Origin of the sequence: Streptomyces ossamyceticus (genome assembly GCF_001418475.1) — a bacterium.
In the GTDB taxonomy this organism is placed as follows: domain Bacteria; phylum Actinomycetota; class Actinomycetes; order Streptomycetales; family Streptomycetaceae; genus Streptomyces; species Streptomyces ossamyceticus.
In genome coordinates this window covers 1-10,970 of sequence record NZ_LIQX01000293.1, presented here as the reverse complement: position 1 = coordinate 10,970, position 10,970 = coordinate 1, and the positions used below count along the sequence as shown (strand labels likewise).

The 10,970-nt window shown below is 71.5% G+C and carries 8 protein-coding genes; 5 read left to right on the top strand and 3 right to left on the bottom strand.

Annotation, left to right across the window (positions count from 1 at the left end; all coding sequences use genetic code 11):
• Positions 1-538: 538 nt before the first annotated feature.
• On the top strand, positions 539-2,119 hold the full coding sequence (gene guaA / locus AOK15_RS22120; RefSeq protein WP_055519577.1) for a glutamine-hydrolyzing GMP synthase: 1,581 nt from the start codon (positions 539-541) through the stop codon (positions 2,117-2,119).
• Between the two features lie 74 nt (positions 2,120-2,193).
• On the opposite strand, the gene AOK15_RS22115 is transcribed toward guaA, so the two are convergent.
• Entirely contained in the window at positions 2,194-2,676 is a 483-nt protein-coding gene (locus AOK15_RS22115) for a pyridoxamine 5'-phosphate oxidase family protein (RefSeq protein WP_079058627.1), read from the bottom strand.
• Between the two features lie 224 nt (positions 2,677-2,900).
• Between AOK15_RS22115 and AOK15_RS22110 the strand changes: the two genes are divergently transcribed.
• Entirely contained in the window at positions 2,901-3,695 is a 795-nt protein-coding gene (locus AOK15_RS22110; RefSeq protein WP_055519575.1) for a class II aldolase/adducin family protein, read from the top strand.
• A 122-nt stretch (positions 3,696-3,817) separates the two neighbouring features.
• On the opposite strand, the gene AOK15_RS22105 is transcribed toward AOK15_RS22110, so the two are convergent.
• Complete coding sequence (locus tag AOK15_RS22105; protein ID WP_055519573.1) at positions 3,818-4,768, bottom strand: DUF4429 domain-containing protein; 951 nt, start codon at positions 4,766-4,768, stop codon at positions 3,818-3,820.
• Positions 4,769-5,090: 322 nt separating this feature from the next.
• On the opposite strand from AOK15_RS22105, the gene AOK15_RS22100 reads away from it, so the two are divergent.
• From AOK15_RS22100 to AOK15_RS22090, 3 genes are all read left to right on the top strand, one after another.
• The gene (locus AOK15_RS22100; RefSeq protein ID WP_055519578.1) at positions 5,091-6,371 is read left to right on the top strand and encodes a hypothetical protein; all 1,281 of its coding nucleotides are present in this window, start codon (positions 5,091-5,093) and stop codon (positions 6,369-6,371) included.
• Positions 6,372-6,905: 534 nt separating this feature from the next.
• Complete coding sequence (locus tag AOK15_RS22095) at positions 6,906-7,439, top strand: DoxX family protein (RefSeq protein WP_055519571.1); 534 nt, start codon at positions 6,906-6,908, stop codon at positions 7,437-7,439.
• 129 nt (positions 7,440-7,568) lie between these two features.
• A complete protein-coding gene (locus AOK15_RS22090) occupies positions 7,569-8,453 on the top strand; it encodes a S1 family peptidase (RefSeq protein ID WP_055519569.1) in 885 nt (294 codons plus the stop codon).
• Positions 8,454-8,616: 163 nt separating this feature from the next.
• Here the strand turns inward: AOK15_RS22090 and AOK15_RS22085 are convergent, their stop codons facing one another.
• On the bottom strand, positions 8,617-10,248 hold the full coding sequence (locus AOK15_RS22085; RefSeq protein ID WP_055519567.1) for a M4 family metallopeptidase: 1,632 nt from the start codon (positions 10,246-10,248) through the stop codon (positions 8,617-8,619).
• Between the last annotated feature and the right edge of the window lie 722 nt (positions 10,249-10,970).

Below are 10,970 nucleotides of genomic sequence, written 5' to 3'. Positions count from 1 at the left end.
TCGATCCGCTCCCGGGCGCCACTGATCACATCCGCGGCCTCCTCGGTCCGCGCGCCGGTCCTCTCGGTGGGGGTCTGGGCCGAGGTGGTCCTCGTGGCGGCGGTCATCTCGGGGGCGGGCTTCTCGGTGGTGATCTTCTCGGCGGTGGTGGTCATCGTCGGAACTCCTCGTGTCCGGTTCCGCACCCCGCTCCGACAGTTCCCGGAAACGCCAGGCGCCCCGGACCTTGTCGGCCCGGGGCGCCTGGGGAAGTCGCTTGTCAGTAGCTCAAGCAGCACGACCATGGCAGCCGGTGGGCCGGTTGCCATAGCTAAAGACGAAGGTCGAGTGCGCGAACATGGGCGCCAGTATGCCACGGCAGGCCCCCGGCTCCGACGCCGCTGCCCCACGGGCCGGTCGGGCAGGGGTGCCGCTTCCCGAGGGGCGGCAAGGGGTCCTCGGGGCCTGGGGGCGGAGCCCACGGTGGGCCCGCACCACGAGAGCGCACCCCGGTAGACTCGGCCACACAGACCCCCGCCCGACCGCCGGAAGGCACCCCGTGTCATCAGCGCCCTCCGCTGCCGCCGCCCCCGACACCGTTCTGGTCGTCGACTTCGGCGCGCAGTACGCCCAGCTCATCGCCCGCCGTGTCCGCGAGGCCCGGGTCTACAGCGAGATTGTGCCCAGCACCATGCCGGTCGCGGAGATCCTCGCCAAGAACCCGGCGGCGATCATCCTCTCCGGCGGCCCCTCCTCGGTCTACGCCGAGGGCGCCCCCCGCCTCGACCGCGAGCTCTTCGAGTCCGGCGTCCCCGTCTTCGGCATGTGCTACGGCTTCCAGCTGATGGCCACCACCCTCGGCGGCACCGTCGACAACACGGGCGCCCGCGAGTACGGCCGTACGCCGCTGCACGTCACCAAGTCCGGCTCGACCCTCTTCGAGGGCACCCCGGACGAGCAGTCGGTGTGGATGTCGCACGGCGACGCCTGCTCCGCCGCCCCCGAGGGCTTCACCGTCACCGCCTCCACCGACGTCGTCCCGGTCGCCGCCTTCGAGAACGACGAGAAGAAGCTGTACGGCGTCCAGTACCACCCGGAGGTCATGCACTCCACGCACGGGCAGCAGGTGCTGGAGCACTTCCTGTACCGGGGCGCCGGGCTGACCCCGTCCTGGACCACCGGCAACGTGATCGAGGAGCAGGTCACCGCGATCCGCGAGCAGGTCGGCGACAGGCGCGCCATCTGCGGCCTCTCCGGCGGCGTGGACTCCGCGGTCGCCGCGGCCCTCGTGCAGAAGGCCATCGGCTCCCAGCTGACCTGCGTGTACGTCGACCACGGTCTGATGCGCAAGGGTGAGACGGAGCAGGTCGAGAAGGACTTCGTCGCGGCCACCGGCGTCCAGCTGAAGGTCGTCGACGCGGAGGAGCGGTTCCTCAAGGCGCTCGCCGGGGTCTCCGACCCCGAGGAGAAGCGGAAGATCATCGGCCGCGAGTTCATCCGCGTGTTCGAGCAGGCGCAGGCCGAGATCATCGCGGACGAGGGCCCGGCCGTGGAGTTCCTGGTCCAGGGCACCCTCTACCCCGACGTCGTCGAGTCCGGCGGCGGCACCGGCACCGCCAACATCAAGTCCCACCACAACGTGGGCGGCCTCCCCGACGACCTGGAGTTCCAGCTCATCGAGCCGCTCCGCAAGCTGTTCAAGGACGAGGTCCGCATGGTCGGCCAGGAGCTCGGCCTGCCCGAGGAGATCGTCCAGCGGCAGCCGTTCCCCGGCCCCGGCCTCGGCATCCGGATCGTCGGCGAGGTCACCAAGGACCGCCTCGACCTGCTCCGCGAGGCCGACGCCATCGCCCGCGAGGAGCTGACGGCGGCCGGCCTCGACCGCGACATCTGGCAGTGCCCGGTGGTCCTCCTGGCGGACGTCCGCAGCGTCGGCGTCCAGGGCGACGGCCGCACCTACGGCCACCCCATCGTCCTGCGCCCGGTCTCCTCCGAGGACGCCATGACGGCCGACTGGTCGCGTCTGCCGTACGACGTGCTGGCGAAGATCTCGACCCGCATCACCAACGAGGTGAGCGACGTCAACCGCGTGGTCCTGGACGTGACGTCCAAGCCGCCGGGCACCATCGAGTGGGAGTGACCCGCTCGGGGTGAGGGGTCCCTCGGTTGACGGGGGCTGCCTCGGGTGACGGGGGCTGCCCCGGGTGAGGGGGCTCAGGTCCGTTTGAGAGTGCGCACCGGCTCTCCGGGCTTCCAGACCTGGGCGACCAGATACGTCTCGTCCTCGACGTAGGTCCGTACGACCTCCGTCAGCTCGGTGCGGAAGAGGTGGAACGGCTCCGGCGGTTCCACCTTTTCGGCGTACGCGGCCTTGACGGCCGGATCGTCGACCTCGACCGCCCGCCCGCTGATCCGCACGTCACCGCCGCTCGTCCCGGTGCCCGGCCCCGGGTTGGCCTGCAGCGCGAACCGGGGGTCGCGGCGCAGGTCGAGCGCCTTCAGGGAGTCCGGCATCATCCCCAGCCACAGCTCGCCGCCGACGAACCTGACCTCCAGTCCGGTCGTGCGCGGCGAGCCGTCCCGGCGGAGGGTGGCGAGGACGTGGTGGGTGAAGGCGCCGAAGCGTGCCTCCACGATCTGCGCGAAACCGGGTTCGGCGGCGGAGAAGGCGGCCCAGTCGGCGGCACTCCGCGGCACGGCGCGTGGCGTATTTCGTGGCATGGGACGAGTCTCGCGCGGATACCCGACAACCACTGTCCGGTTACCCCGGGCGACCGACGGCTCGTCCCTGAGTGGTGAGGCGCCAGCATGCTTCTGTGACTTGCGTAACGGTTGCACACTCTCTTCAGGGAACGGACCTGTTCTGTAGGGGAGCCCGACGGTAACTTCCGATTCGTAAAGGAAGTCAGTCTGGAGGACACATGCACGGGCCCACACCGCCCCTGCCCCTACCCACCGACCAGCTGCGGTTCGCCATGCCGCCGATGCACGAGTCGGTGGAGGACGAGCGGCGGCACCGCAAGGAACGGCTGGCCGGGGCCCTGCGGATCTTCGGACGGCTGGGGTTCGAGGACGGCGTCTCGGGGCACATCACCGCCCGCGATCCGGAGTTCAGCGACTGCTTCTGGGTCAACCCGTTCGGGATGTCGTTCAAGCACGTGACCGTCAGCGACCTCGTCCTGGCCAACCAGGACGGTCAGGTCATCGAGGGCCGCTACCACGTCAACCAGGCCGCCTTCACCGTCCACGCCCAGGTCCACGCCGCCCGCCCGGACGTCGTCGCCGTCGCCCACTGCCACTCGGTGCACGGCCGCGCCCTCGCCGCGCTCGGCGAACTGATCGAGCCGATCACCCAGGAGTCCTGCGCGTTCTACGAGGACCACGCGCTCTACGACAACTACACGGGCGTCGCCGTGGACGCGGACGAGGGCCGGCGGATCGCGGCGGTGCTCGGGAGCCGCAAGGCCCTGGTCCTGCGCAACCACGGTCTGCTGACCGTCGGCGACTCGGTCGACGCGGCGGCCTGGTGGTTCCTGTCCATGGAACGCTCCGCCCAGGTCCAGCTCACCGCGAAGGCCGCGGGCCGTCCCCTCCTCGTCGACCACCGGCTGGCCGTCGCCACACGCGAACAGGCGGGCGGGGACCTCGTGGCATGGATCAACTACCAGCCCCTGTGGCAGGACATCAGCCGAAGCGAGCCGGACCTGCTGAGCTGAGCCGCGCGGAAGCGGGGGTGTCGGGGGCGGCAGCGGTGTCGCTGGGGTGGGGCGAGCAGTGGTCGCGTCGGTCCGGGTCGGCGGGCGCCGCCCCCGCCGTGTCGCTCAGAAGTCCGTGTCGCTCAGAAGTCCCGCAGTACCGCCGCCTTCGTGGCCGCGAACTCCTCGTCCGTGAGGACCCCCTCGCGGTGCAGCTCGCCCAACTCGCGCAGGCGGCGCAGCAGCACGTCGTGATGGTCCGGTGCTGGTGCTGGTGCTGGTGCCGGTGCCGGTGCTGGAGCCGGAGCGGGGACCGGATGCCGAGGCGGGGGAGGGCCCGCGGCGTCGAGCGGCCGGGGACGGTCCGCGCGGCGGCCGTCCGCTCTGGTCGACGGGTGCGGAAGCCGCGCGGTGACGGCCGTGGCGACCAGCGCCGTCAGCAGATCGCGGCGGGCGCTGCCCCACAGATCGAGGGCGTACGGGTCCTTCTCGGGCGGCAGCTTGGAGAACACCGTCTCGTGGGTCACGAACCGCAGGAACCCGTCCTCGTAACCGGAGTTCGGCAACCACTCCACCTGCGCCAGATCGCCGACGGCGATGATCCGCGGCCCGGTCGCCCGCTTGACCCGGTCGGACGTGTCGTTCCAGTCGATCCTGACCTGCGTGCCGTCGAAGGACACGGTGCCGTCGCTGGACCGGACCGACACCGGCACCGGAGGCCCCGGCAGGAGATACACCGTGGCGGGCTCCTTCGGGATTTGTTCCAGCAGCAGGGCCTGCCGTATCTCCTCGGCCACGTACTCGGCGACACCCGACCGGTCGAGGTCGACCGTCAGCCGGTAGGGGTCGGCCTCGTCCGGCAGTCGCCCACCGGTGGCCTGGAGCAGCGGATCGCTGCCCTCACGGAGCCGCAACCGCAGTCGGCCGCGCTTGCGTTCGGGCTCGTAGACGACACCCGACACCGCTTCCAGCGGAACCGCGACCTCCCCGTACGTCTGCCGGAACAGCGCCACGGAACGGTGCGGTCCCGGTGTGATCCGGACCGTGCTCCCGTCGAAGGCCCAGGACCCGTCCCGCTGGATGATCTCGGCCATAGGGAGATTCTCGCAGCCGGGTCAACAGGACGACCCGGACTTCACCCCGCGCTCTCCTTGCACTCGACGCCCCTGCCGAGCACGGCCCGCCTTCCGTACGGCACAATTCGCTGTCATCGCGGGGCACGTGTCCGGCCGCACGGCTGTGGTAGTGAGCGGCTGTACGGACAGCGCCCGCGAGGGCGGTGACGGCGTCGACGACGGTGACGGCGATGGCGCCGAAGACGGTGACGGTGACGGCGATGGCGTCGGTGACGGTTACGGCGAATGCCGAGGACAGCGCACGCAGAGGCGTGCGCGGCGCGGGAAGGCGGGCTCGGGCGTGGCGGTGCAGGAGGCCAGAGGGGGCATGGGCGCGGCGGCCCATGACGGCGGATGCACGTGCGGGGACTGCCCGCACGGCGCGCGCACGGGACACCGGCGCGCGGTCGCCGAGTTCCTGCTGAAACGCGAGGAGTTCGCCGCCGGACAGGGCCTGCCCGCCGCTGTCGCCCACTCCGCGTCGGCCTCCCGCCAGTGGGTCTCCGACGAGCTCACCCAGTCCGCCGCCGCCGTCGCCGAACGCGGCCGCGTCGAGGGCGAGGCCTGGCTCGGCCGGCTCTGGTCGCGCACGGCGATCGTCGTCTGGGGCGGAGTCGTCACCCTGCTCCTCGTCCAGGCGCTCACCGCGATCGGCGCGGGCTGGACCGTCGCCCGCACGGCCGGCCTGATCGCCGCCCTGCTCGTCGCCGCGGCGCTCACCGGCGCCGGCTATCTGCACCGTGCGCGCGGCGGCGCCCTCGCCCCGGTCATCGGCGAGGACAACCGCCTCTCCACGTCCCGCGCGATCGCCGCGAGCTGGGTCCTCTTCGTCGTCTTCTGCGTCCTCGTCCTGGTCGGCCGCCTGGCCGCCGCTTCCGACCACCGCGAACGCGACGCCCTCATCGCCGGCTTCGAACTCGCCCGCGGCGCCGGCATCGTCACCGTCCTCGCAGTGGTCTGCGGCATCGCCGTCCTGGTACGCCGCGTCGTCGGCCTCCGCGTCCTCGGCCAGCGCCTGCAGAAGGTCCGTGCCCACCGCCCCCGCGCCGCCGACCTCCTCACCGACGACGCCGGCCGGGGCAGCTTCACCGACATCCAGTACGTGACCATCTGCGCCGTCGCCCTGGTCTTCGCGGCGGTACGGCTGGCCCGCCGCCCCGACCAGCTCCCCGACCTCCCCTGGGGCCTCGCCCTCCTCGTCCTCGTCTCGGCGGCCACGTACGTCGCCGGCAAGTACGCCGAGGGTGGCCGCCCCGTCATCCTCTCCGTCGTCCGCGCCCGCGAGGCCGGCGACCTCGACGCGCCCATCCGCAACGGCGACGACATCGAGATCCGCGGCGCCGGCTTCGTCCCGCCCGGCGCGCAGACCGCCGACCGCCTCTCCCGCATGGTCGTCCGCATCGGCCCCGTCCACGTCCACGTGCCCCTCGTCCCCGTCGCCGGCGGCTTCAGCAACCCCACCGACGCGGTCCTCACGGTGCCGGTCCCCGCCGACGTCGAACCCGGCACGGTCGACGTCCAGGTCGTCACCGCGGCCGGAGTGGAGACCAACCGCTACGCCATCGAGGTCTCGGCCGACTGAGCCGAGGCGAGGCGGCAGTCCTGGCGCTGATGAGGGGGCAGCTGCTTCCGTCGTGGCGGCGTTGGCGCGGGCCGTCGCGGAGGAGGGACGTCAGCCGGATGTGCCCGGCCGGGTGCGGCGGCGGGATGCGTCCAGCCGGGTACGTCAGCCGGGTGGGCGGGCCGGCAGCCTCGCGGCCGCTTGGGCGGGTTTGTCGAGAGGCCAAGCCGTGTGGCGGGATGTCCGGGCGTCTGTGGCGGCTCCGACCTCCGCGTGGCTCCCTGTGGGGCCGGGGCGTTGCGAGACGGTGCGGAGACGGGGAAAGGGCGCACGTGGGGCGCGGCGGAATCGGGGGGCGTGGCGGTAGCGGGGGCTCTACGGTTGCGAGGGCTCGACGGTTGCGAGGGCGTGGCGGAGATGGGCCCGTGGGCAGGCTCCTGGGACGAGACCACCCAAGACGGAAAAAGAGTGCCGCACCATTGAGCGCCCCCACCCCTCCGAACGTATCGTCTGTTGAGGGGTCAACGGCACGGCGGACAGAGGCGGCGCAGACTGATGACTCACGGTACTCGCACGGACTCCCACACCCCCTACCGCGACGGCGGCCACGACTGGCGGGACGCGGCCACCCGCTACGCACTTCTGCCCCTGCGGGTCTTCCTGGGCGTCACCTTCATCTACGCCGGCCTGGACAAACTCACCGACAGCGCGTTCATGGCCGAGTCCGGCTCCGGCTCGATCGGCGACATGATGAGCGCCGCGCGTGACGCCTCAGCCATCCCCGCGATGATCGACTTGGCCCTGAAGAACCCCGTCGGCTTCGGCTACGCCATCGCCATCGGCGAACTGGCCGTCGGCATCGGCACCCTCATCGGTCTCCTCGCCCGTCTGGCCGCCCTGGGTGGCGCCCTCATCTCCCTCAGCCTGTGGCTGACGGTCAGCTGGTCGTCCAGCCCGTACTACTACGGCAACGACCTCCCCTACCTCATGGCCTGGATCCCCCTGATCCTCGCCGGCGCCCCCATCCTCTCCGTGGACGCGGCCTTCCGCTCCCGACGCAACAGGCATCGAGCCGGTAGCTACCGCTGACCCTCGCGCGTCCTCGCGGCTGAAATACGGTCCTTGATCTCTTGCATCCCTGTGCCAACAATGCGCATGACAAAACTTGTGGGCGGCCGGAAGGTTTCCGGCCGCCCTTTCGCAAGAGGGGACCCCCACGTGAGAAAGCCTCTCGGCGCCGCGATTCTCGCTCTGGCCTTCGCCGGAGCGGTCGCGACGCCCGCGGTCGCGGCACCCGGCGCCCGGCCCGCGACCGCCCAGCCCGTGACCAAGGCGGCCGCCCGGCCCGCGACCAAGGCGGCCGAGCCGACGCTCCAGGCCGTCAGCCTCGCCGGGACCGTGGCGCTCAGCAACTGCTCCGGCTCGGTCGTACGCTTCCCCGCCTCCGTGGACACCGACCCGGCGCTGGTGCTCTCCAACGGCCACTGCAGCAGCCTGCTGGACCCGGGTGTCGTCATCACCGACCGGCCGGCCAACCGGCCGTTCAACCTGCTCGACTCCTCTGGCACCCAGGTCGCCACGCTGAAGGCCGCCAAGCTCGCGTACGGGACGATGACCGACACGGATGTGGCGATCTACGAGCTCACCACCACCTATGCGGCGATCAAGAGCTCGTACGGGGTGTCGGCGCTGACCCTGAGGGACACGCCCCCGACCGCCGGGTCCGCCATCACGGTGGCGTCCGGCGCCTGGAAGAAGCTCCTGGACTGCACCGTCGACGGGTTCCCGCACCGCCTCAAGGAGGGCAAGTGGACCTGGAAGGATTCGGTCCGCTACAGCCCCGCCTGCCAGACCATCGGCGGCACCTCCGGCTCGCCGGTGATCGACCGCACCACCGGTGAGGTCGTCGCGGTCCACAACACCGGCAACGAGAACGGCGCGTCCTGCACGTTGGACAACCCCTGCGAGGTGGACCAGGACGGCAACATCACCGTCCGCAAGGGCATCAACTACGCCGCGCAGACCTACCGCATCCCGGCCTGCTTCACGACCGGCAACCAGCTGGACCTGAGCGCCGCCGGCTGTACTCTGCCGAAGCCGTAGGGCTCCGCCGGATCAGCCCGTTCCGGCCCGCGGTGAGGCGCCGCCGCCCCGCGGGCCGGAGGGCCCTGACGGCCGCTCCGGTTCCGAACCGGTGATGACCGGAGCGGGGGACCGGAGCGGCCGCGTGACGCGTCAGGTGGCCTTGGGCGGCCTCGGGTGGCGCTCAGTTCACGTTGACCGCGCTCCAGGCCGCCGCCACCGCGTTGTACTCCGTGCCGGCCGCGCCGTAGAGGTCGCGGGCCGCGTTCAGGGTGGCCGTCCTCGCTCCGGCGTAGTTCGTCGAGGACGTCATGTAGACGGTCAGGGCGCGGTACCAGATCGCGCCGAGCTTGGCGCGGCCTATCCCGGTGACGGTCGAGCGGTTGTACGTCGGGGAGTCATAGGTGACCCCGTTGATCGTCTTGGTGCCGCTGCCCTCCGCGAGGAGGTAGGCGAAGTGGTTGGCGACTCCGGACGAGTGGTGGACGCTGATGCCGCCGACCGAACTGCTCCAGTGGTCCACGGAACTGCCGTCCTTGCTCGGCTTGTCCATGTAGCGCAGGGCATCCCGGCCCAGACCGGGGCGGACGACCTTCTCGCCGATCAGATAGTCGCCGGTGTCCTGGGAGTTCCCCGCGTAGAACTCCACCAGCGTCCCGAAGATGTCGGACGTCGCCTCGTTCAGGCCGCCGGACTCGCCGGAGTAGACCAGCCTGGCCGTTCTCGACGTCACGCCGTGGGACATCTCGTGGGCGGCCACGTCCAACCCGACCATCGGCCCGAACTGGGTGCCGTTGCCGTCGCCGTAGGTCATGCAGAAGCAGCCGTCGTTCCAGAAGGCGTTGGAGAGCCTGGTGCCGTAGTGGACGCGGTTGTACGAGCCCTTGCCGTCGTTGCCGATGCCGTTGCGGCCGTGGACGTCCTTGTAGTAGTCCCAGGTCATGTCGCTGCCGTACTGGGCGTCGACGGCGACTGTCGAACGGTCGGCGGTCGTGCCCGTGCCCCAGCGGTTGTCGTCGTCCGTCAAGAGGCGGCCGTTGCAGGTGTCGTCACTGCACGCGTCCATCTTGTCGGCCGCGTCAGCGGTGTAGGTGTTCCCGCGCGTCGGGTCCTTGAGCTGGTAGGCCGATCCCGAGAGGGTCGTCTCCAGCGGGACCGTGCCGCTGTACAAGGACTGGCCCTCGCCGGTGGCCGACTCCATGGTGTCCCAGGCGTCGATCCGGGTACCGGTGCGGGCATCGGTCAGCAACGTGCGGGCGACCGGGTTGCCGAGCGAGTCCAGCCCGGTGGCCTTCGTGCGCCAGGCGAGTCTCGGGGCACCGTGCAGAGCGTCGACGACGAGTTCGGGCTTGGCCTTCACCTGCTTGAGCGCGTCGCCCGGGTTGGCCGCGCGCAGGGCGTTCACGCCGAGGTCGGCCGCCCTGGGGGCCGACACCTTCGGCGTGGTGCTCGGCAGCGAGATCTCCGCCCTCGCCGCCCGGTCAGCACTGCGATAGGTACCGTCAGGCGCCATGTGCACGACGAAGTCGCCACCGAGCACGGGGAGTTGCCGGTACGTACGGTCGTAGCGAACGTGCTGTGCTCCGTTCTTGTCCACGATCACGTCACGCACAGAGGTCTCCTGCGCGGAGGTGAGGCCCAGCGACGCGGCCTGGTCGGCGAGGGCCGTCGCCGCGTTGTCGAGGGCGGCGGCACGGCTCGGCCTCTCGGCCGCGTCGGCGGCCGGGGAGAGCACGCCGGCCAGAAGTGTGGCTGCGGTCGCTAAGCCGGCGGTGGCGCGACGGGAACCTCGGACGTGCTGCCGAATCCAACTCATCAGTGTCTTCTGTCTCCTGGGGAAGGCGCCGCATGGGAAGCGCCTGTGGCGGTGGGCGCCGGGGGGTGGCACACATGAGGGGGCACTGGGGGAGCGGCGCGGAAGGCGCCGCTGATCTTGCCCTGGCATTTAAGAGCCCACGAGACTGTCATGTCCACATCCGTCGCGAGGGTGGACGAGGGGCGGCACCGGGAACGACTTGTTTTCGCCACCGCTCTGGGCGCCCCCCGCACTACCGCTCCGCTCCGTGCCTACGGCACCCACCGTCCTGCCGAGGCCGACCAAGACCTCGCGCTGAGCGACGGCGCTCCAAGAGGAGCCAGCGTGGCTGCCGGGTGCGCGCCGCTTACGCCCCGACCTCAAGGGGCGAGCGCCCTGATCAGCGAGGAGCGCGGCGAACTGGGGTGCGCTGAATGACGCGAGCCCGCTGGAGAAGGGGCGGCCCCCCCCGGCTGGACGGCTGCTTGGTGTGCGCAGCTCCCCTTGCGTGCGCCCGAGGCCATGAGGCCCCCGGGAACATGGGGCCGCCCCCGGGACCATGAGGCCACCCCCAGGGCCATGAGGGCCCGCCCTCCTATCCATGGGCTGGGCTCCGCCACCGCCGGGGCCACCGGCAGGCACCGCCCTGGCGACCCCCGGTCCGCCCTGGCGACCTCAATCCGCTCGCGCGGCGCCCGCCCCTGCCCTGCCCGCCTCCGTGCCGGTCAGCCCAGCCCACCTTC

Bases quoted from the DNA above. Each gene is read 5' to 3' on its own strand.
- AOK15_RS22110 (WP_055519575.1), top strand. From the start codon at position 2,901: ATGCACGGGCCCACACCGCCCCTGCCCCTACCCACCGACCAGCTGCGG.
- AOK15_RS22105 (WP_055519573.1), bottom strand. From the start codon at position 4,768: ATGGCCGAGATCATCCAGCGGGACGGGTCCTGGGCCTTCGACGGGAGC.
- AOK15_RS22095 (WP_055519571.1), top strand. From the start codon at position 6,906: ATGACTCACGGTACTCGCACGGACTCCCACACCCCCTACCGCGACGGC.
- AOK15_RS22085 (WP_055519567.1), bottom strand. From the start codon at position 10,248: ATGAGTTGGATTCGGCAGCACGTCCGAGGTTCCCGTCGCGCCACCGCC.